General features: G+C 66.5%; 18 protein-coding genes and 1 tRNA gene. 10 read left to right on the top strand and 9 right to left on the bottom strand.

What is annotated here, in order from left to right; translation table 11 throughout:
* Position 1: 1 nt before the first annotated feature.
* Positions 2 to 610, bottom strand: a complete 609-nt coding sequence (locus tag C8J39_RS12845) for an ankyrin repeat domain-containing protein (protein WP_243649970.1) — start codon at positions 608 to 610, stop codon at positions 2 to 4.
* A gap of 78 nt (positions 611 to 688) precedes the next feature.
* Here C8J39_RS12845 and C8J39_RS12840 point away from each other — a divergent pair, with 78 nt between their 5' ends.
* Genes C8J39_RS12840 through C8J39_RS12830 form a run of 3 tightly spaced genes read left to right on the top strand, consistent with a single transcriptional unit; the run spans position 689 to position 2,392 of the window.
* Entirely contained in the window at positions 689 to 1,282 is a 594-nt protein-coding gene (locus tag C8J39_RS12840; protein WP_120300959.1) for an SCO family protein, read from the top strand.
* The gene (locus tag C8J39_RS12835) at positions 1,279 to 1,713 is read left to right on the top strand and encodes a YcgN family cysteine cluster protein (protein ID WP_133020171.1); all 435 of its coding nucleotides are present in this window, start codon (positions 1,279 to 1,281) and stop codon (positions 1,711 to 1,713) included. The genes C8J39_RS12840 and C8J39_RS12835 overlap by 4 nt, the downstream gene beginning before the upstream one ends.
* 4 nt (positions 1,714 to 1,717) lie before the next feature.
* Complete coding sequence (locus C8J39_RS12830; protein ID WP_120300804.1) at positions 1,718 to 2,392, top strand: M48 family metallopeptidase; 675 nt, start codon at positions 1,718 to 1,720, stop codon at positions 2,390 to 2,392.
* Here C8J39_RS12830 and C8J39_RS12825 read toward each other — a convergent pair.
* Genes C8J39_RS12825 through C8J39_RS12805 form a run of 5 tightly spaced genes read right to left on the bottom strand, consistent with a single transcriptional unit; the run spans position 2,368 to position 7,850 of the window.
* Positions 2,368 to 4,542: a transglycosylase domain-containing protein gene (locus C8J39_RS12825; protein ID WP_120300803.1), complete on the bottom strand. Its 2,175-nt coding sequence runs from the start codon at positions 4,540 to 4,542 to the stop codon at positions 2,368 to 2,370. The two genes, C8J39_RS12830 and C8J39_RS12825, sit on opposite strands and share 25 nt — an antisense overlap.
* A 44-nt stretch (positions 4,543 to 4,586) precedes the next feature.
* Positions 4,587 to 4,997: a peptide-methionine (R)-S-oxide reductase MsrB gene (gene msrB / locus C8J39_RS12820; protein ID WP_120300802.1), complete on the bottom strand. Its 411-nt coding sequence runs from the start codon at positions 4,995 to 4,997 to the stop codon at positions 4,587 to 4,589.
* 44 nt (positions 4,998 to 5,041) lie between these two features.
* The gene (locus tag C8J39_RS12815) at positions 5,042 to 6,130 is read right to left on the bottom strand and encodes an NAD(P)/FAD-dependent oxidoreductase (RefSeq protein WP_120300801.1); all 1,089 of its coding nucleotides are present in this window, start codon (positions 6,128 to 6,130) and stop codon (positions 5,042 to 5,044) included.
* Positions 6,109 to 6,789, bottom strand: coding sequence for a methyltransferase domain-containing protein (locus tag C8J39_RS12810; RefSeq protein ID WP_120300800.1), 681 nt, complete (start codon positions 6,787 to 6,789; stop codon positions 6,109 to 6,111). The genes C8J39_RS12815 and C8J39_RS12810 overlap by 22 nt, the downstream gene beginning before the upstream one ends.
* A complete protein-coding gene (locus C8J39_RS12805; protein ID WP_243649972.1) occupies positions 6,786 to 7,850 on the bottom strand; it encodes a type III polyketide synthase in 1,065 nt (354 codons plus the stop codon). The genes C8J39_RS12810 and C8J39_RS12805 overlap by 4 nt, the downstream gene beginning before the upstream one ends.
* A gap of 468 nt (positions 7,851 to 8,318) precedes the next feature.
* Here C8J39_RS12805 and C8J39_RS12800 point away from each other — a divergent pair, with 468 nt between their 5' ends.
* The 6 genes from C8J39_RS12800 (at position 8,319) to C8J39_RS12775 (ending at position 17,165) form a co-directional block, all read left to right on the top strand.
* Entirely contained in the window at positions 8,319 to 8,780 is a 462-nt protein-coding gene (locus C8J39_RS12800; protein ID WP_056064771.1) for a hypothetical protein, read from the top strand.
* Between the two features lie 428 nt (positions 8,781 to 9,208).
* On the top strand, positions 9,209 to 10,105 hold the full coding sequence (locus C8J39_RS12795; protein WP_183037994.1) for a hypothetical protein: 897 nt from the start codon (positions 9,209 to 9,211) through the stop codon (positions 10,103 to 10,105).
* An 11-nt stretch (positions 10,106 to 10,116) separates the two neighbouring features.
* Positions 10,117 to 10,590 (top strand): DUF11 domain-containing protein, encoded by a 474-nt coding sequence (locus C8J39_RS12790; protein ID WP_056064208.1) that lies wholly within the window; start codon positions 10,117 to 10,119, stop codon positions 10,588 to 10,590.
* A gap of 56 nt (positions 10,591 to 10,646) precedes the next feature.
* Positions 10,647 to 11,768 carry a DUF11 domain-containing protein gene (locus tag C8J39_RS12785; protein ID WP_120300797.1) on the top strand — a complete coding sequence of 374 codons (1,122 nt, stop codon included), beginning with the start codon at positions 10,647 to 10,649 and terminating at the stop codon, positions 11,766 to 11,768.
* A gap of 84 nt (positions 11,769 to 11,852) precedes the next feature.
* Positions 11,853 to 16,895, top strand: coding sequence for a DUF11 domain-containing protein (locus tag C8J39_RS12780; protein ID WP_243649973.1), 5,043 nt, complete (start codon positions 11,853 to 11,855; stop codon positions 16,893 to 16,895).
* Between the two features lie 18 nt (positions 16,896 to 16,913).
* Positions 16,914 to 17,165 carry a hypothetical protein gene (locus tag C8J39_RS12775; RefSeq protein WP_120300796.1) on the top strand — a complete coding sequence of 84 codons (252 nt, stop codon included), beginning with the start codon at positions 16,914 to 16,916 and terminating at the stop codon, positions 17,163 to 17,165.
* A gap of 178 nt (positions 17,166 to 17,343) precedes the next feature.
* On the opposite strand, the gene C8J39_RS18805 is transcribed toward C8J39_RS12775, so the two are convergent.
* Positions 17,344 to 17,496, bottom strand: a complete 153-nt coding sequence (locus tag C8J39_RS18805; RefSeq protein WP_165886441.1) for a hypothetical protein — start codon at positions 17,494 to 17,496, stop codon at positions 17,344 to 17,346.
* Between the two features lie 78 nt (positions 17,497 to 17,574).
* Positions 17,575 to 17,661, bottom strand: a tRNA-Leu gene (locus C8J39_RS12770).
* 112 nt (positions 17,662 to 17,773) lie between these two features.
* Here C8J39_RS12770 and C8J39_RS12765 point away from each other — a divergent pair.
* Complete coding sequence (locus C8J39_RS12765; protein WP_259457545.1) at positions 17,774 to 19,138, top strand: MATE family efflux transporter; 1,365 nt, start codon at positions 17,774 to 17,776, stop codon at positions 19,136 to 19,138.
* On the opposite strand, the gene C8J39_RS12760 is transcribed toward C8J39_RS12765, so the two are convergent.
* Complete coding sequence (locus C8J39_RS12760; protein ID WP_120300795.1) at positions 19,135 to 19,902, bottom strand: MJ0042-type zinc finger domain-containing protein; 768 nt, start codon at positions 19,900 to 19,902, stop codon at positions 19,135 to 19,137. The two genes, C8J39_RS12765 and C8J39_RS12760, sit on opposite strands and share 4 nt — an antisense overlap.
* Positions 19,903 to 19,916 lie beyond the last annotated feature (14 nt).

The raw sequence follows: 19,916 nt of genomic DNA, 5'->3' as shown, positions 1-19,916 counted from the left end.
CCTAGAACTTCGGGCCCGAAACCGCCTTGCGCACCTTTTTCGGCGCATCTTCCAGCAGCTTGCTCACGATCGGGTTGCGCCCATCCTGCTTGGCATAGGCGCGCGCGGACATGCCCGCCATGATGTCCGCCTGGTCGGGATCGGCGTTCTCGGCCAGCAGCACCCGGATCATCCCCACGTCGCGACGCTGCACCGCGCGGATCAGCGGCGTCTCGCCGGCCGAATTGGCCAGGTTCGGGTTCGCCCCCGCCGCGGTCAGGATCGGGATCATGTTCGTCTGGCCCAGCGTCACCGCGAGCAGCAGCGGCGTATTGCCCTTGCCGTCGCGCAAATTCGCGTCCGCGCCCTTCTGCAGCAGGAAGCGCAGATACACCTCGTCGCTGCGCTTGATGACGATGTGCAGCGCGCCTTCGCCGCTGGTCACGTCGCGCGTGTTGATGATGTTGCTGCCGGGCTTGCCGAGCATCTCCAGCACCTCGTTGTTCTTCGCATCGCGCACCGCGGACAGGAACTTGTAGCCCTCCGACTGGCCTTGCGCGAACGCGGGCGCCGCGACGCAGGCGAGCGCAGGCGTCAGGAGGGTAGCGGCGAGCATCAGGCGGATACGCATCGAGAGACTTCCTTGGTTCGTCCTGGATATCGGTGACGCTTGCGCCGCAGTAGCGAACAGATCAAGGCTGGCGGCACCATGACCCTCCGTTTCCTCCTCTGCGCGCTTGCACTGCCCGGCTTGACGCTGTCTGCGTGCAACTCATCCCAGCCCCCCGCCAAGCCGCCGCTCGAAGGCGCCCGGATCGGTGGCGCCTTCACGCTGACGGACGAGAACGGGAAGACCGTCACCGAACAGGCGTTCGCGGGCAAATATCGCATCATGTATTTCGGCTACACCTTCTGCCCCGATGTGTGTCCGACGGATGTCCAGGCGATCGGCGCCGCGGTGAAAAAGCTTGAGGCGAGCGACCCTGCGCTCGCCGCGAAGATCGTGCCGGTGTTCGTGACCGTCGATCCGGCGCGCGATACGCCTGCGGTACTCAAGCAGTTCGTCTCCGCGTTCCACCCGCGCATGGTCGGCCTCACCGGCACCGACGCGCAGATCGCCAAGATCAAGACCGAGTATGCGGTGTATTCCAGCAAGGGCGACGCCTCCCCCGGTGGCGGCTACCTCGTAAACCACTCGCGCCAAGCCTATCTGATGGACCCGGACGGCAAGCCCCTCGCTTTGCTGCCGCAGGAACAAGGGCCCGACGCAGTGGTGACGGAAATCAAGCGCTGGGCCCGGTGAGCGCGCGCTTCTGGGAAGATACGCCGATCGACCAGCTCGACCGTGGCCAGTGGGAAGCGTTGTGCGACGGCTGCGGCAAATGCTGCATCCACAAGCTCGAGGACGAGGATACCGGCGAACTGGTCGCGACCAACGTCTCGTGCCGCCTGCTCGACCGGCGCAGCGGGCAATGCTCCGATTACCGCCACCGCCACGCCTATGTGCCCGAATGCGTGCGGCTGACGACCGGCAACGTCCGCGGGATCGACTGGCTGCCGTCGACCTGCGCCTACCGCCTGCGCGCAGCCGGCGAGCAGCTGCCCGAATGGCATTACCTCGTCTGCGGCGACCGCGAAGCCGTCCACCGCGCCAAGCAATCGGTGCGCGGCTGGACGATCAGCGAGGATGAGGCCGGCGAGCTCGAATATCACGTGATCGACCGGGAATTGTGACGCAGTGATAGAGGGCCTGGAGATCGTCCGTCACCCGCGCGCACGTCGCGCGCGTCTGTCGATCGATCCCGCGAGTGGTCGGGCGCGTCTCGTCCTTCCCAAACGTGCGGCGCTGAAACAGGCACTGGCCTGGGCGGAGGACAAGGCCGGCTGGATCGCCGAACAACGCGCGCTGCTCCCCCAGCCGCGCCCGTTCGTGCCCGGTGCGATCCTCACCGTCGCCGACGAGCCGCTGACGATCGAGTGGACACCGGGTAGCCGCCGAACCGTGGTTCGCGAGGGCTCGGTCCTGTCGCTGTCCGGCCCTTCCGAAACGATCGCGCGTCGCGTCGAGGCTTGGCTGAAGCGCACCGCACTCGCCGTGCTGGAAACCGAAACCGCCGAATACGCCGCCAAGGAGAAGGTCAGCGTAGCGCAGGTCGCGGTCGGCGATGCCAAGGGCCGCTGGGGCAGTTGTGCATCGAGCGGCGTCATCCGCTACAGCTGGCGGCTGATCCTCGCGCCAAGCTGGGTGCGCCGCGCCACCGTAGCGCACGAAGTCGCACACCGCGTCCACATGAACCACGCGCCGGTCTTCCACGCGCTGGTCGAGCAACTCTACGGCGAAGATCCCACACCCGCGCGCGTCTGGTTACGCACGCACGGCGCGGGACTTCACTGGTTCGGACGCTCTTCCTGATCGCTCTGAAAGCGCTGCGTCTGCACCTGATCGCGCGGCACATCGCGTTGAAGCGGTTGCCGCCCAGCCGGTGACGGCTCGCGGCGATCGCGCCCGATAACACGGTCGATCCAGTCCTGGTTCATCTGCTGTTGAGGCGGAGCAGGTGCCACCTCGGGCTGATCCGCATCGGGCCGCGGGATCGTGTCGCCGGTCTGCGAGTCGGTCGGTACCGGCGGCTGGCCCTGCTCGATCGGATTGCCGTCCGCATCGACCGCCATCTGGCCATTGTCGGGCTGCCCGAAATAGCTCTCCTCGTCCGGCTCGAGCTGCCATTCGGGTAGCGTGACCTTTGTATCGAACTGCTCGATCGGGCGATTGGCGGTCGCGGGCTTCATGAACGCCGCCCACGCCTTGGCCGGCGCAGTGCCCCCGTGCAGGCCGGCGATCGGCTTGGCATCGTCGCGCCCCATCCACACGCCGGTGGTGATCCCGCTGGAGAAGCCGAGGAACCAGCCGTCCTTCGACGCGGTGGTCGTGCCGGTCTTGCCCGCGACCGGCCGACCGATCTGCGCCGCGCGACCGGTGCCGGTGTTGACCGCGGTCTGCAACAGGTCGGTCATCTCGGCGGCGACATAGGGCGCGACGAGCACGTGGCTGCGGTCGACTTCGTGCGTGTAGATCGTCTGGCCGTTGGCGGTAACTCGGGTGATCCCGTACGGTGTCACCGCGACGCCCTTGCTAGCGACGCTCGCGAACGCGCGCGTCATGTCGATCACGCGAACCTCCGACGTGCCCAGCACCATCGACGGATGCGTGTTGACCGGCGTCGTGATGCCGAACCGCCGCGCCATGTCGGCGACCGTGTTGAAGCCGACCTCCTGGCCCAGCTTGGCGGCGACGGTGTTCAGCGAATAGGCGAACGCGGTCCGCAACGACACCGCGCCGGAGTTGCGCCGCGAATCGTTGCGTGGGCTCCAGCCGTTGATCGTGACGGGTTCGTCGACGATCGAGTCCTCCGGCTTGTGGCCGGCCTCGAGCGCGGCGAGGTACACGAACAGCTTGAACGACGAGCCCGGCTGGCGGACCGCCTGTGTCGCGCGGTTGTAGATCGACGAGACATAATCCTTGCCCCCGACCATCGCGCGCACTTCGCCGCCACGGTCGAGCGCGACCAGCGCGCCCTGCGCTCCGGGAGGGGCATTGGCACGGATCGCATCGTCCGCCTGGCGCTGCATTGTCAGGTCTAGCGTCGTCCAGACTTCGAGCGGTTCGGTCGTCTCGTCGATCAGCGTATCGAGCTGCGGCAACGCCCAGTCGGTAAAATAGCGTACGCTGTTCTGCTTGGGCTCGGGCGCGAGTTTCAGCCCGGAAACGTCCGCATCGGCAGCCTCGGACGCGGTGATCGCGCCGGTTTCCTGCATCGTCTCCAGCACGACACCCGCGCGGCCCATCGCGGCCTCGGCATCGGCGGTCGGCGAGTAGTTGGAAGGCGCCTTGACGAGACCCGCAATGACGGCGGCTTCGGCCAAGCTCAGATGATCTGCGCCATGACCGAAGAACTTACGCGAAGCCGCGTCGATCCCGTAGGCGCCGCCGCCATAATAGACCTTGTTCAGATAGAGTTCGAGGATCTGGTCCTTGGTGAACTTCCATTCGAGCGCGAACGCCAGGATGCCCTCGCGGAATTTACGCCCGAATTTCTTCTGGTTGTTGAGGAAGACGGTACGCGCCAGCTGCTGCGTGATCGTCGACCCCCCTTGCGTCCAGTGACCGCGATCGAACCGCACCTTCACGGAGCGCGCGATGCCGACCGGATCGACGCCGATATGCGAGCGGAAGCGGCGATCCTCGACCGAGACGGTCGCGTCGCGCATCACCTTGGGGATCTGGCCATAAGGCAGCCACTCGCCGAAGCTCGGCCCCATCGACACGATCACCGTGCCGTCGGCGGCATGGACGCGGATCATCTGGCCGTTGGGCGAGGACTTCAGGCTGTCAAAACTGGGCAGCTGCGACATCGCAATATAGACCGCGATCGCCAGCGCACCAAGCGCGAGGACGCCGATCCCGACCATGACCTGAAGAAAGACGACCAGCCGCCGCCGCCAGCGTGACGCCGAAGGAGTTGGGGACCGACGGGACGGGGGAGCAGAACGCGTACGAGCCATGTGGCCGCAGAATTACGCGCGATGGTCCCGCCCTACAAGCGACATCAGGCCGCGACGTTCGCTTTGCGCGGCCGGAATTCGAGCGAGAGCGAGTTCATGCAATAACGCTGCCCGGTCGGCGGCGGACCGTCCGGGAAGACGTGCCCCATATGGCTGTCGCAGCGTGCGCACCGGGTTTCGATACGCGTCATGCCGTGGCTGCGATCGGCGTGATCGGTGACCGCATCGGGGCGGATCGGCTGGGTGAAGCTCGGCCAGCCCGACCCGGAATCATATTTGTCCGCGCTGTCGAACAGCTCGTTGCTGCACGCGGCACACCGGTAGACCCCATCGGCCTTGGTGTCGTTCAGCACACCCGCGAACGCGCGCTCGGTCCCACCTTCGCGCAGCACATGATATTGTTCGGGGCTCAGCCGCTTGCGCCATTCGGCCTCGGAAAGATTGAGCTGATCCATGGACATGCATCTCTTGCTGGCGGGTCGTGCTGGCGGGACGGATTTCAACATTGCCCCATTCTGGTTGCGTTCGCGATGACCTGGATCAGTGCAGGGCGCATGAACGGGAGCAGCCACGCGGCGCGTTCGCTTTCGGCGATGCGACGGACGATGCCCGCGATCCCGATCGGGCGGGCGAGGCGGCGGGCGAACGTCTCCTGCCACTGCGCGGCGGAGGCGGGGCCGCCTTTTTCGTAGGCGCGCGCGGCTGCGACGCCGCTGGCCAGCGCGATGCCCATCCCCTCGCCGGCAAGCGAGGGGATGACGCCGGCCTGGTCGCCGAGCCGGAATGTCGCGTCGACGCCGGTGCGTTGGCGCCAGCCATAAGGGACGTTGGCGATCGCATCGATCTGAGCGCTCGGGTCGATCAGCGCGACCCATTCGCCGAGCGCGGGCATCTCTCGACCGAGGGCTTCGAGCAATTGCGCGGGGGAACCTGCCGCCTGGAGCCGCGAGCGATGGACCGCCATGCAGAGGTTCGCGGTGCCGTCCTCCTGCATCGCCAGGCCGGCATAGCCGCGGTCGAACAAATGAAGCTCGATGCCGCCGGCGAGCGATTTGCTCAGTGCAGGGGAGGGGGCGATCCTCGCGCGGATCCCCAGGGTCGGGTCGGCACCGCGCGCGTCCTCGGGGCGCGCCATGCCGCGAACGTCGTGCTTGCCGCTCGCGAGGAATAGCGCGTCGGTCGCGATCGTCGCACCGTCTGCGAGCCGTGCGCTCGTCGCGTCGATCTCGCGCACGGTGACGCCGCGTTCGACCGGCGTTCCGAGCCGTTCGGCTTCGGCCAGCAGGACCGTATCGAGCCGGCGACGCGTGACCGAGACCGCCGGATGGGGCAGGGCGGCTTCGGCCCGGCGATGGCCCGCGAAAATGCGCGCGTGCGTCACGCGCTCGGGGTTGAGCGTGTCGGGATCGATCCCCAGCCCCCCGAGCGTCTCCAGCGTCCGCCAGCTCAGGAACCCGCCGCAGATCGCATCGCCGGTCTTACGCGATCGCTCGACGAGCAGATGCGGCAGTCCGGCGCGCGCGAGCTGAATCGCGGTCGCGGCCCCGGCGAGTCCGCCGCCGACGATCAGCGCAGGCGTTCGACGCATAACCGGAACGGAAAGACGCGGCGGACCTTCGCCTCGGTAATGCCGGCCTCGGAGAGCAGCGGCGGCCATTCGTCGGGGCGATAGCTGCGCGCGATCGACAGCGTTCCGTCGTGGCGCACGATCGGGTGCCAGCGTGCGATCGTCGCGAGAACCGGAAAGCCCCAATGCGCGAAGCCGTGACGGTGGAGGTCGTTGACGAACCACCCGGCGCTTGCATGTCCTTCCATGAAGCGCAGGAACGCGATCAGCTGATCGTGGCTCATGTGATGCGCGACCAGGCTGCTGACGATCACGTCCCAGGGCTCATGCGCAAGGTCGGCATAGTCACCCGTGACGTAGCGGATGTCGCCGCCATGCGCCCGCGCCGCCTTTTCGCTGCGCGGGTTCAGGTCGACACCGACCAGCTCCGCGTCGATACCCTTCGCCTTCGCCCAACGCGCGATCCGCCGCAGCATGTCGCCATCGCCGAACCCCACGTCGAGCAGCCGGAAGCTTTTCCGCCCCATGGTCGCCCGCGCGAGAAAGTCGAGCGTTGGGCGGCGCGCCATCGTCATCGTGTTGACCGTCGCCAGATCGCCGACGACGTCCGCATAGGTAGCCGCGTCGAGGTCATCGGCGTCCATCAGTTCTTCGGCCTGCCTGCGAATAGCGAGGCTCATGCCGCGCTCCGGAATCCGAAGCCCTCCGCCGCCAGCCCAGGCCCGAACGCCAGCGCCACGCCGTGCGCGACCGGCGGTCCGGCCAGCAATCGTTCGAGCACGAACATCAACGTCGCCGACGACATGTTGCCATTGTCCGCAAGCACCTGCCGCGATGCCGCCAGCGCCTCGGGCTTCAGGTGCATCGCATGCTCGACCGCATCCAGGATCGATCGCCCGCCCGCATGGACCGCCCAGCCGTCGATCGATTTGGGTGGCTGTCCGGCGCTCACGATCGCGCGAAACGCCTCGTCGGACAGCGCGGCGGCGATCCGCCCCGGCACCTCGCCTGACAAGTGCATCGCAAAGCCTGCATCGGTGACGTCCCAGCGGATCAGCTGCTCGCTATCCGGCAGCGACGCGGCGAACGGTGCTTCGAGCGCGAACCCGGTCGCATCCGCCGTCACCAGCGCCGCCGCGGCGCCATCGCCGAACTGCAGCATCGCCAGCAGTGCCTCAATGTCTTTGGCCGGTTGCAGGTGCAGCGTGGAAAGCTCGACCGTCACCACCAGAACGCGGGCGTCAGGCTCGGACCGCACGATATGCCGCGCACTCCGCAACGCGACGATTGCCGCGTAACAGCCCATGAAGCCGATCAGCAGCCGCTCGACGCTCGATGAAAGGCCAAGCCGACGCGCGATGATCTGGTCGATCCCCGGCGCGACGAAGCCCGTGCAACTCGCCACGACCAGATGCGTGATGCCCTCGACCTCGACCTTCTCGCGCAACGCCTCGATCGCGCGGATCGCTAGGTCGGGCGCGTGCTCCGCGTACAGCGTCATTCGTGCGGCCGTCCCCGGATGCGGCTCGGCGGCGTAGAAGCCGGCATCGTCGACCGGTGAGCCACCGTCCGCGGTCGGCGGCAATACCGACCACCGGTGCCCGATCCCCGATCGCGACGCCATCCGGTCGAACACGCGCTCGGCACGGGCATCGACCCGCGATCGCGCCCAGGCGATGAACGCCGCGTGGATATCGTGACCGGGAACGGCGGACCCTACGGCATTGAGATAAGCGGACACGATACCCTTTCCTGCGATCGACGCCCAACGCATGGCACGTTCGATCGGACTATGGGACGCGCGCGATATCTGTTCGTCGCAAATCGGTTTCGCGTCTGAAGCGATATGTTGGCCGTAAAGCATCCTCAACGCCAACTTGCGCGTTGCTATAATTATACCGGTTCGTGGTTCTCATCCAAACCCAAAATGGACAGCTGGCAAGCATATAAGACCCATAACGATTTGATTAATATAAAATAAGTTTGAATATCATACCTAGATATAGTTCTATTTGTTGACGTGCGTTTCCGCATTTAACAAATCGGCAGGACGGCGCTGAAGTTTTGGCGTTTAGTTCGAGGGGCGGGGTGTCTCAGCCTTTATCTGGGGTGGTTGAGGATTGACGTGCGATAGCAGCGACAGGTTGCGTGCATGGCGGTTCCGATCGGGGATCGATGGTAACGGGTCGATGGCAATGGGGAGCCTTTGGTGAAAAACGAAACCGTCGTGGAATTGATCAAGGATCTGACTGCAAAATTGTCGGCCGTCGCTGAAGAATTCAACGGACGCGTCGCCAAGGCGGCGGAACCGGTGCCGGCGGGGAACGAACCGAACGATGCCGCGCTCGTCGAGCATGCGAATGCCGTGCTCGAACAACGGCGATTGCGGCGGAAGTTCCTGCCTGGCGAGCTGTTCCACGAACCGGCCTGGGACATGCTCCTGGCGCTGTTCGCATCGCGCGACGACCGTATGCCGATGAACATCAAGGCGCTGGTCAGCATGTCCGACGCGCCCGTCACCACGTCGCAGCGCTGGATCGAGCATCTCCACAAATTGAAGCTGATCGACCGCGTCACCGACCCGACCGACCGGCGGCGCGTCGAGATATCGCTGAGCTATACCGGCGATCAGCAGATGAAGGCCTATCTGCGCGCGCTTCTTCGCGGCTAACTCGATCACTACGCCTGTCACGGCCGGCCATGACGCGTCTTCTCCAGGGACGTCGTCTGGCCGGTCTTTTTGCGTCTCGACGGTATCTGCATAAATAAAGCCACTACGGTTCTGGATTGCTCAACAATAGAACAGCAATGACGATAGATACCGTTTTGATATGTTATGTAACGAACGATCATCTGAAAACGGATGTTGTCACATTAACTATCATAGTTTGGCTTTATGATCCCATTATGATTTCGTAGTATTTGATTAAGTGGCTTCGGACAATTTGTTCCCCATCGAAGGGAAGAAAATTGATTCGTCTGATGTCACAGCATGGAGGAAAGAGCGGGCGGTTTCGACGCGCTGCGGCACCTTGCCTGCTGTCCTGCATACTGAGCGCGGGATTGCCGCAGCCGTTGCTTGCCCAGACGCCAACGATAGTGACGCCGATCGGCACGCCAGCGGGTACGCCGATCGTCAATACCGCGGGCTTGCGGTACGATGCCGATGGTGCTGCGCAGTCGACCAGTTCCAACACGGTCACGATCATCGTCGCCGAACGGCTCGACGTGGCGCTGGTCCGCGACGGCCGGGGCGCGGTCGTCGTCACCGCGCAGCCGGTCGCCATTCCCTTCACGCTGACCAATCTCGACAATGGTGCCGAGTCGTTCGTGCTGGCCGCCTCCGTATCGCCCGGCGCAGCCGTGTTGCGTACGCTGGTGATCGATACCGACGGCGATGGCCTCTACGATCCTGCCAAGGACGTCGCGCCGGTCGATGGCAAGACGCCGCTATTGGCGCCCGGCCAGTCGATCAAGCTGCTCGCGATCCTGGTTGCCACGCCGGAGGGCGGCGCTACGAACGCCGTGCTGACCGTCACCGCGCGCTCGACGACGGGATCCGGCGCGACGGGCAACGTCTATCCGAGCGCAGGTGATGGCGGCGGCGATGCGGTGGTCGGACCGACCGGCGCACTCGCCACCGTCTCGGTCCCGCTCGGCACTGCGCTCGCGGGCCCGGTGCTGCTCAAGAGCCAGTCGGTGCGCGCCGCCGACGGATCGCAGACCGCGGTCCGCGACGCGGTCATCACCTACACGCTGGAGGCGCGCTTCACCGATGCCGTCACCGGCGCGCGGATCGCCGACCCGATCCCCGTCGGCACGGTGTTCGTCCCCGGTAGCCTGTCTCTCGACGGTGCGCCGCTCAGCGATGGCGCCGACGACGATGCCGGGCGCTTCGACCCGAGCGCCGCGCAGGGTGCCGGCGTCACCGTCGCGCTCGGCCAGGTCGCCGCCGGGTCCAGCCATACCGTCCAGTTCAGAGCCAAGATCCAATGAGGAGCCAAGCCATGATTACGCGTCCAATGACTGCCGCCGTTCTGGTCGCCACGGCCGCCGCAGCCTCCGCGGCTGCCGGTCCGTTGCAGGTCAGCAGCAGCATCCTTGTCGAGGCCCGCAGCGCCGCGGCCGACGGCACGACCCGGGTTACGCTGGTGAAGCCGACCAAGGTGACGCCGGGCGACAAGGTGATCTTCGTCCTCGCCTATCGCAACAGCGGCGCGCAGCCGCTGGCGAACGTGGTGCTCGACAACCCGTTGCCGCGCCAGATCGCCTACCGATCGGCCAATCCCGGTTCGCCCGCGCCCGACGTCTCGGTCGACGGCAAGACTTACGGTTCGCTCGCCACCCTCCGCGTCCGCAGCCCCGACGGCAGCACGCGCGCGGCGAGCCCCAACGATGTCACCAGCGTCCGGTGGCGCCTCGCGAGCCCGTTAGCGGCGGGTTCGCAGGGCCAGTTCGCGTTCCAGGCCGTCCTCAAATGATCGGCCAATCTCTCTCCACACCCGACCAAAACCATCACAGAAGGAAGACCTAAACGATGCACGCAAAAGGGGTAATACGCACGCTGCTGGCCGGTACGGCCGCCATCGTGTCGGCCGGTACCGCCATGGCACAGACCGGACCGGGACCAGCAGGTACCGCCGCCGGGACGACCGTCACCAACACCGCGCAGGCGAGCTATCTGGTCAACGGCGTCCAGCAATCGGCGACGTCGAACGCCGCGACGTTCGTGGTCGATCGCAAGGTCAACCTGACCGTCGCCACCAACCAGCCCGCCAACACGCAGGTCTCGGTCGGCCAAGCGGGCGCCGTCCTGACGTTCAAGGTGACGAACAACACCAACGGCATACAGGATTTCCTGCTGTCGACCAGCCAGACGCCGATCCAGGGGCTGTTCACCGGCGACAATTTCGATGTGACCAACATCAAGGTGTTCGTCGATTCGAACGGCAACGGCACCTATGACGTGGGCGCAGATACCGCCACGTACATCAACGAACTCGGTGCCGATCAATCGGCGATCGTGTTTATCGTCGCGGATGTGCCCAACGTCCAGGCGGTCTCGCTCGCGGGTGTCACGCTGATCGCGCAGGTCGCGGCGGGCGGCGATGCGGCGGCGCAGGGCGCGGCCCTGGTGCCCAGCCTTCTCGCCAACGACGACAACGCGGTCGACGTGGTCTTCGCGGACAATGATTCGGATGGTCTCGGTCCCGATATCGCCAGCAACGGCTATGGCCGTGCGGCACTCGGCTATGAAATCACGACGCGCAACGTCAACCTGACGGTGACGAAGTCGTCGGTGGTGATTTCCGATCCGGTCTCCGGCCTGTTGCTGCCGAAGGCAATTCCGGGCGCGGTCGTGCAATATTGCCTGGTCGTCAACAACGCGACGCTGCTGGTGCCTGCGAGCAACATCAACCTCACCGATATCATCCCGGCCAATACGACCTATCAGCCGGGATCGATCACGATCGGTGGGCTGGGCGTCGGCGGGGCATGCGTGCTGAACGGCTTCCCTGCGAACGACGACGGATCGGCGATCCCGCTGACTCCGTTCACCGGCTCGTACAATGCCGGCACGAAGAAGGTGACCGCGACGATTCCGACCCTGCTCGGCGGGACGTCGGTGGCGGCAAGCTTCCGCGTGACGATCAACTAAGTCCCACCACCTAGACTCCGCTCCTCACGAACAAGGAACGACCGATCCCGGCGCGTGGAGACGCGCGTCGGGAGAGGACCCTTCATGTCCAGCTTCCGTCGCCTTTCGCGCCTTTGCGCCCTGTTCCTGACGCTCCTGCTCGGGCTGATCGTCGGCACCCTGCCGGCGACCGCGCAGACGGGTGTCCAGACCGGCGCTCAGATCGGTCGTATCCAGAATACCGCGACGCTGTCGTTCGACGACGCGGCCAGCGATTCGGGCGTACGCACGTTGCCGTCCAATACGGTTTCGCTCGACGTGAACCGGGCCAAGCGCCCGACCACGCTCACCTTCCACCTGCCGCCGCCCAATTACGAACTGACCGGCGCCAAGTGTCAGACGACCCCCAGTTTCCTGTTCACACCCGCGCCGATCGACGCCGCGACCTTCGCCAAATCGCCCTGGGTCGCGGCGATCGACATCTATGCCGACATGATCCTGGTGCTCGACAACCAGGCCGGCAACCACGACCCGGACGTGCGCGAGACGGCGGTCATCGCGGTCGATGTCGGTAAGATCCACACGACGCTTACGCTCACCGAGACCGCGGCCGACAGCGGCATCTTCGCGGGCGGCATCCCCGCGAGCGCGACGGGCAAGCATCCCGAACTCGCCGCCTGCGACATCCGCAACATGCGCGGCGCGACGATCAAGCTGAGTTTCGCCGAGGATGGCTACAGCCTCGCCTCGATGGCGTCGCTGCTGATCGATCCGGCCGGCTACACCTTCGATTCGCGGACCGGTGCGCTGGTCGACGGCACTTCCGTGTCCTTGGTCGACGAGGCCGGCCAGCCTGCCACCGTGTTCGGCGACGACGGCGTCAGCCGCTATCCCTCCACCGTCGTCACGGGTGAGGCAGTCACCGACGCCAGCGGCCGCGTGTACCCGGGCGAGACCGGCCGGTACCGATTCCCGCTCACCGCACCCGGCCGCTATTACCTGAAGGTCACCCCGCCCGGCACCTACACCGCGCCTTCGACCGTCGATCGCGCGACGCTCGCCGCGTTGAAGGATCCGCAGGGCACGCCGTTCATCCTCAACGACACCAGCTTCGGTGGATCGCTGACGCTGTCGACGCCCGAGCCCTTTTCGGCCGACATCCCGCTCGACAGCCCCGGTGCGGGAACATTGTTGCTGACCAAGGTGGCATCGGTACGTGAAGCGGCGCCCGGCGATTTCGTCCAGTATCTGCTGCGCATCACCAACCGCGATTCGGTCCCGGCGCGCGGACTCCATGTCGCCGACACGCTGCCCAAGGGACTACGCTACGAACGCAATTCCGCACGCGGCGGTGACGAGCCGACCGTGTCGACCGACGGCCGCAGCCTCGACTTCGTCATACCCGTGCTCGCCGCCGGTGCGTCTACCGAGCTCAAATACGTCGTCAGCATCGCCCCCGGCGCACCCACCGGCGAAGCGCTCAACCGCGCGCGCGTTGTCGGCCAGGGCACCGTGACCAGCAACGAGGCCGCTGCCTCCGTCCGTTTGCGTCCGCTGCTGTTCACCGACGCGATGACGATCATCGGCCGCGTGACCGAGGGGAATTGCGGCGATCCGGTCGACAAGCGCAAGGGCGTGCCCGGAATCCGCCTGTTGATGGAGGACGGCACGTTCGTCTCCACCGATCGCGACGGGCTGTACCATTTCGAGGGCGTCCGCGCCGGCCGCCACGTCGTCCAGATCGACACGTCGAGCATCCCCGCGACGCACGCACCGGTCGCCTGCGACATCGACACGCGCCAGGCCAACAGCCCGATCTCGCGCTTCGTCGAGGGCGACGGCGGCCTGCTCAAGCGCGTCGACTTCCAGCTCAAGCCGACCGGCAAGGCTGCGTCGGCGGACGCGGGCCTCCCCGTCACGGTCGCCGATGCCGCCGTCGCCGCGGGCAGCCGCGACTGGCTGGCGGACGATCAGACGGCCGGCATCGACTGGCTGTTCCCACAGGCCGACCACAACCCGCGCGCACCGATCGTCCGCGCGGTCGTCAAGCACGCGCCCGGCCAGCGAGTCGCGCTGACCATCAACGGCAAGCAGGTCGAGCCGCTCGCGTTCGACGGCACCGATCAGCGCGACGGCACCGACATCGCCGTTTCGCGCTGGACGGGTATCCCGTTGATCGACGGCGACAATCGCCTCCAGGCACGCGTGCTCGCCGCCGACGGCAGCGTCGTGAAGACGCTCGACCGGGTGGTGCATTACTCCGGGCCCGGGGTCCGCGCGGTGTTCGATGCCGCCAGCAGTCGCCTCGTCGCCGACGGCCTGACCCGCCCGCTGATCGCGGTGCGCGTGACCGACAAGACCGGCCGTCCGGTGCGCGCAGGCACGCTGATCCCCTTCACCGTCGACCAGCCCTATACCGCGGCGATCGAGGCCGAACTCGAACAGGGCCGGCAGCTTGCCGGTCGCGAGCGGTCGTCCACTACCGCGCAGGTGGTCGGCGACGACGGTCTGGCCTTCATCGCGCTCCAGCCGACCACGCAGGCAGGCGCCGTCCACGCGATCGTCTCGCTGACCGAGGACAAGATCGTCCACAGCAGCGAAGTCCGCGCCTGGCTGGCCGCATCGCAAAAGGATTGGGTCGTAGTCGGGTTCGGCGCAGGCTCGCTCGGCTACGACATGCTCAGCAAGCGCCAGTCGGGCCTGCCGCGGTCGCAGCGGAACAGCGTCGTCACCGATGGCCAGCTCGCTTTCTATGCCAAGGGCCGCGTCAAGGGCTCGTGGCTGGCGACGATCGCCTATGACAGCGATCGCAAATACGATCCCGACCGCGGGCTGCTCGGCACGATCGACCCCGACCGCTATTACACCGTCTATGGCGACGGCTCGCGCCAGGGCTATGACGCGGCAACCCGCCGGAAGCTGTACCTGCGGCTCGAGCGTCGTGAGTTCTACGCGCTGTTCGGCGATTTCGAGACCGGCTTCACCGATACGCAGCTGACGCGCTACAATCGCACGCTCAACGGCATCAAGACCGCGTATGAGGGCAAGCGAGTGCGTGCGACCGGGTTCGCCGCGCATACCGACACGCTCTATTCGCGCGACGAAATCCAGGGCAACGGGCTGAGCGGTCCCTACCGCCTGTCGGGGCGTAACATCGTGCCGAACAGCGATAAATTGCGGCTCGAAACCCGCGATCGCTTCCGCTCCGAACTGATCGTCGCCAGCACCGAACTCACCCGCCACATCGATTACGACATCGACACCTCGATGGGCACGGTCCGCTTCCGCCAACCGATCCTGAGCCGCGACGGCAACCTGAATCCGATCTTCATCGTCGCTGACTACGAGGTCGAGGGCGGCAGGTCGGCGAAATTGGCGGCCGCTGCGCGCGTCGCGACCAAGCTCGCGAACGGCCGCGTCGAAGTCGGCGCTGCGGTCATCCGCGACGAGACCGTCGGCAAGGCCACCGTGCTCGGCGCAGACATCAAGGCGCACGTCACCGCCAATACCGAACTGCGCGGCGAGATCGCCAAGGGCGGTCGCGGCGGACTTGGCCAGGGCCTCGCCTATCTGGCCGAGGTCGATCACCACGGCACCAAGCTCGACCTGCTCGCCTATGCTCGTCAGCAGGATACCGCGTTCGGCGTCGGCCAGCAGAACCTCGTCGAGGCAGGCACGCGCAAATTCGGGCTCGACGGCCGACTGCGGCTGACCGATCGGCTGAGCGTGACCGGGGTTGCCTGGTACCAGCAGCAGTTGACCAACCCGGGCACGCGCGCCGCCGGCGAGGCCCGCCTCGAATATCGCCGCGACACCGGCACGATCTTCGTCGGCGGCCAGTTCGCATCGGATCGCGGCATGGACGGCAAGAACCGCGACAGCCGGCTGCTGACGGTTGGCGGCACGCAGGCGCTGTTCGGCAATGCGGTGACGCTCACCGGCCAGACGCAGTTCGCGCCCGGTGGCGACAGCGACAGCGTCGACTTCCCGATCCGCCACCAGATCCAGCTCGCCTACCGGATCAAGCCCGGCATCCGCTTGATCGGCGGGTACGAAATCGCGAACGGCGACGGCTATGTCGCGCATACCAAGCAGTTCGGCGTCGACGTCGCCCCCTGGACCGGTGCCAAGCTGATGAGCACGCTCAACCAGCAGGCGATCGGCGAGAACGGCGCGCGCACCTATGCGCAATACGGGCTCAGTCAGTCGGTGCCGCTTGGCAAGAACTGGACCGTCGACGGCACGCTCGACGCGAGCAACACGCTGAAGGGGCAAATTCCGGACGGCGCGGTGGTCAATGCATTCCAGCCGGTCACCTCGGGCGGCTATGTCGGGCAGGACCAGACCAATGGCGATTACGCCGCGGTGACGCTGGGGGCGACCTATCGCCAGGCCCGCTGGTCGGTGAACGGGCGCCTGGAATACCGCAACGCCGACAGCGGCGATCGCTGGGGGATCACCACCAACTTCCTGCGCACGCTGGGGCAGGGCAAGACGCTCGCGTCGAGTATCAAGGGGTACACGATCACGGACAAGACCGGTGCGGTCGCGACCTATGCCACCGCCGACATCGCGCTCGCGCTGCGTCCGCTCGACAGCCGCTGGTCGGTGCTCGAACGGCTCGAGCTGCGGCATGAGAGCGCGGATGCCGGGTTCTCGGACTCCAATTCGCTCGGCGTGCCGGCGTATGGTGGCGGCGATCAGGTGACGTCGCGGATCATCAACAACCTGGCGGTCAACTATCGCACCGGCCCCGAAGGGCTTGGCCACGGCACCGAGGCGACGCTGTATTACGGCGCGAAATACGTCGCCGGGCGCTTCGCCGACGATACCTATGACGGGTATATCGACGTAACCGGGTTCGAGTTGCGCCAGGATGTCGGCACGCGGTTCGACATCGGCGTCAGCGGTTCGGTCCAGCATGCGTGGGAGCGTGGTGCGTGGTCGTGGAGCGGCGGGCCGTCGGTCGGCGTGTCGCCCGCGCAGAACACGTGGATCAGCGCCGGCTACAATGTGTCCGGCTACCGCGACCGCGATTTCGAGGACGACCGCTACACGCGGCAGGGACCGTACGTCACGATGCGGCTGAAGTTCGACCAGACGACGATCGGTGGCGCCACGCGCGCGCTGTTCGGTGGTCGACGTTAATTACAGGGAGAAAGACCTATGCCGATGCCGAGCCAGCCCATACCCATGCCGCTGCCGCGCGACTTCACCGACCACGGTCCGTGCGTCGAGGACCTCGCACGGGCGTTTGCGGCGCAAGATGCGGCGACCAGCGAGGCGCTGATCGAGACGCTGGCGACTCAGGCGATCCGCCAATGGCGCCTCGATGACGCGACCTTCTGGCAGCGCGTGAAGTTCCAGGCGCGGATGATTCGGGCAAGGCAGGGGGCAGTGAGTTCGGGGAAGCACTGAGCGGCAAAAGCGCTTCCGCTATCTTCCCCCCTCCCTGGAAGGGAGGGGCCGGGGGTGGGTCGGCTTCCGCAAAATCCGAACCGGAGTAACACAAGCTAGCCAACCCATCCCCAACCCCTCCCTTCCAGGGAGGGGCGCGCGTCGGCTTATCGGTCGGGCACTCCAGCCCCAGCCACTGCTACTTCTCGTCGGTGGTCAGCTTCACCTTGTTGGGCAGCTTCTTCCCCTTGGTCCGGCGCGAGGGCAGCTGGACCGGGTTCTTCTTCTTCCACTGCGCAAACGTCATCGGGCCCTCGGGCGTGTCGATGATCGTGTCGTCGATCGAACTCATGCAATGCCTCCGCCAAGCCCAACGCACGGCCGCGAAAGGGGGACCCTCGAAGGGGGTGTTTACGCTAATCTGAAAAAATGGTGCGGCCAAGAAGACTCGAACTTCCACGGGCTTTCGCCCACAACGACCTCAACGTTGCGCGTCTACCAGTTCCGCCATGGCCGCCCATGAAACATCACCGGGCGGACCCGGCATCTGGTAGGCGAGCGCCACTAGCAAGGGTTTGAACGCTACGCAACGCCCTTTGCGAAAAAGCGTTCGTCCAGTACCGCAAACAATGCTCGTGCCCGTTCTCTCGACCGATACGCAGGCCGAAACGCGGCGCATCCTCGCGCTGGCCTGGCCGGTGATGCTGACCAGCCTCAACTGGACGATCCTGCACGTCACCGACGTGATCGTCGTAGGCCTCGTCGGCGCGCATGAGGTTGCGGCGCTGGGTGCGAGCCGGTCGCTGACGTTCATCGCGATCGTCACCGGTCTCGCATGGCTGTCGGGCGTGCTCGTTCATACCGCGCGCGCCGACGGGGCAGGGGATCTGCCGCGGACCGGGCAGGTACTTCGCGAAGGACTGGTGCTGGGGCTGCTGCTCGGGCTGGTGGTCGGCGGCGTGATGTTCGTGTTCGCGGACGCGATGCTCGCCGGGATCGGCGTCGCGCCCGCGCTGGTCGAGCCGGCCGGGCGGGTCGTGCGGGTCATGGCGTTCACCTATCCGCCGCAGTTGATGATCGTCGCCGCGAGCTTCTTCCTGGAGGGCGCCAGCCGGCCGCGCCGTGTCGCGGTGGTGAATCTGTCGATTCTTCCGCTGAACGCGATGCTCGCCTGGGCGATGTCGGGCGGTCATCTCGGGCTGCCGGCGATGGGGGCGGTCGGGGCAGCGACGGCCACCGCGATCGCGTCGGGATTGGGGGCGGTCGGGATGATCGCCGCGGCGCTGACCTTGCCGCGCGCAAAGGAACGCGGCGTTCGGCGAATCGATCTGGCCGCATGGCGCGGCGTGCCAGCCGGGATCGCGGCGCTGGCGGTGTTCGGGATCGTGCCAGCCGTTGCGTCCGGTCTGGAGCTTGCCGGCTTCTCGCTTCTGATCGCATTGTCGACGCAGTTCGGCGACGACGTCGCGCACGCGTTCCAGATCGTGTTCTCGGTTCACAACGTCACGTTCGGGTTGGCGCTTGGGCTTGGCTCCGCGTGTGGCGTCCGTGTCGGCAATGCGGTGGGCGAGGGGGATCCCAAGGCCGGTATCTCGCGCGCGCTGATCGCGACCGGGCTGTCGATGCTCGCGCTGGGTGTGTGCGGGATCGTGCTGATCGTCGCGCGGGGGCCGATCGTCGCGGCGTTTCCGGCCGATGCCGCGACTCATGCGGTCGCGCTGGCGATGCTGCCGGTGTGGGCGCCGTTCATCCTGTTCGACGGCGCGCAGGTGGTACTGGTCTACGCGCTCCGCTCGCTCGGCGATCAGGTCGTGGCGGGCGTGAACAGCATCGTAGCGTATTTCATCGTCACCGGTGGCGCGGGCTGGTGGCTTGTGCGCGCTGGCGTGGGGCCGATGGGGCTGGTCTATGCCTCCGGGCTGGGGATGCTGACCGCCGCGCTGTTGCACGGCGCGCGGTTCTGGATCGTAAGTCGGCGTTTGCGGCGCGCCTAGCGCGTCGCCTCGCCGGCAAAGCTCAACTCGAGCCGCTTGGAGTTCGCGGGCACGTTCAGCGTCGCGGAGTTGAAATCGATCGCACCGCCCGGCGCCAGCGTTCGCTGCTGCGGGGTGATCGTCCAGCTGTATACCAGCCGCCCCTGCGCATCGCGGAGTTCGGCGCGGATGTCGGGCACGCGCTGGCGCTGGTCGGACGGGTTGGTCACCTGGCCGCTCACCGCGAACAGTTCCGAACCGTTGTCGAGCTCGCGCCGTTCGATCGGATTGTCGCGCAACCGCAACGGCGTCTCGTCGCTGCCGGTCCCGAACCCAAGCTTCGCCGCGACGCCGGGTGCACCGAGATACACGATCGCGCCCGCCGCGATCAGCATCAGCAGCCCGGCCAGCACCGCGACGATCGTCCAGCGCCGCGTCGTGTTGCGACGCAGGCGAACGGGCAGGTTCTCGATCTGCGGCGTTGCCGGCGGAACGAATGTGGGTGCCAAGACCGCAGGCTCGGGCGCGATCGGTGCGGCGGGGGCGAACGGCGCGAACCGTTCGGCCGGCTCCACGATCGGCGGCCGCGCCAGCGGGGCGAGCGGTGGTGGTGCGGGGGCGAGTGGCGTCGGCTCCGGGATCTCCAGCGCATCCTCGACGTCCGGTGCGGCGGCCTGGAACCAGCTATGCTTGCAACTGGCGCAGCGCACGGTGCGCCCTTCGGTCCCGATCGCGCTGTCGGGGACCAGATAGCGCGTGCTGCACTCGGGACATTGGAGGATCATGGGTACGCTTCACC

It is taken from the genome of Sphingomonas sp. PP-CC-1A-547 (genome assembly GCF_003610375.1).
Lineage (GTDB): Bacteria > Pseudomonadota > Alphaproteobacteria > Sphingomonadales > Sphingomonadaceae > Sphingomonas.
Note: the sequence above shows the minus strand (reverse complement) of the source record. Positions and strands in the feature narration are given on the sequence as shown.

Bases quoted from the DNA above. Each gene is read 5' to 3' on its own strand.
- C8J39_RS12845 (WP_243649970.1), bottom strand. From the start codon at position 610: ATGCGTATCCGCCTGATGCTCGCCGCTACCCTCCTGACGCCTGCGCTC.
- C8J39_RS12840 (WP_120300959.1), top strand. From the start codon at position 689: ATGACCCTCCGTTTCCTCCTCTGCGCGCTTGCACTGCCCGGCTTGACG.
- C8J39_RS12825 (WP_120300803.1), bottom strand. From the start codon at position 4,542: ATGGCTCGTACGCGTTCTGCTCCCCCGTCCCGTCGGTCCCCAACTCCT.
- msrB (WP_120300802.1), bottom strand. From the start codon at position 4,997: ATGGATCAGCTCAATCTTTCCGAGGCCGAATGGCGCAAGCGGCTGAGC.
- C8J39_RS12815 (WP_120300801.1), bottom strand. From the start codon at position 6,130: ATGCGTCGAACGCCTGCGCTGATCGTCGGCGGCGGACTCGCCGGGGCC.
- C8J39_RS12810 (WP_120300800.1), bottom strand. From the start codon at position 6,789: ATGAGCCTCGCTATTCGCAGGCAGGCCGAAGAACTGATGGACGCCGAT.
- C8J39_RS12790 (WP_056064208.1), top strand. From the start codon at position 10,117: ATGATTACGCGTCCAATGACTGCCGCCGTTCTGGTCGCCACGGCCGCC.
- C8J39_RS12785 (WP_120300797.1), top strand. From the start codon at position 10,647: ATGCACGCAAAAGGGGTAATACGCACGCTGCTGGCCGGTACGGCCGCC.
- C8J39_RS12780 (WP_243649973.1), top strand. From the start codon at position 11,853: ATGTCCAGCTTCCGTCGCCTTTCGCGCCTTTGCGCCCTGTTCCTGACG.
- C8J39_RS12775 (WP_120300796.1), top strand. From the start codon at position 16,914: ATGCCGATGCCGAGCCAGCCCATACCCATGCCGCTGCCGCGCGACTTC.
- C8J39_RS18805 (WP_165886441.1), bottom strand. From the start codon at position 17,496: ATGAGTTCGATCGACGACACGATCATCGACACGCCCGAGGGCCCGATG.
- C8J39_RS12765 (WP_259457545.1), top strand. From the start codon at position 17,774: ATGCTCGTGCCCGTTCTCTCGACCGATACGCAGGCCGAAACGCGGCGC.
- C8J39_RS12760 (WP_120300795.1), bottom strand. From the start codon at position 19,902: ATGATCCTCCAATGTCCCGAGTGCAGCACGCGCTATCTGGTCCCCGAC.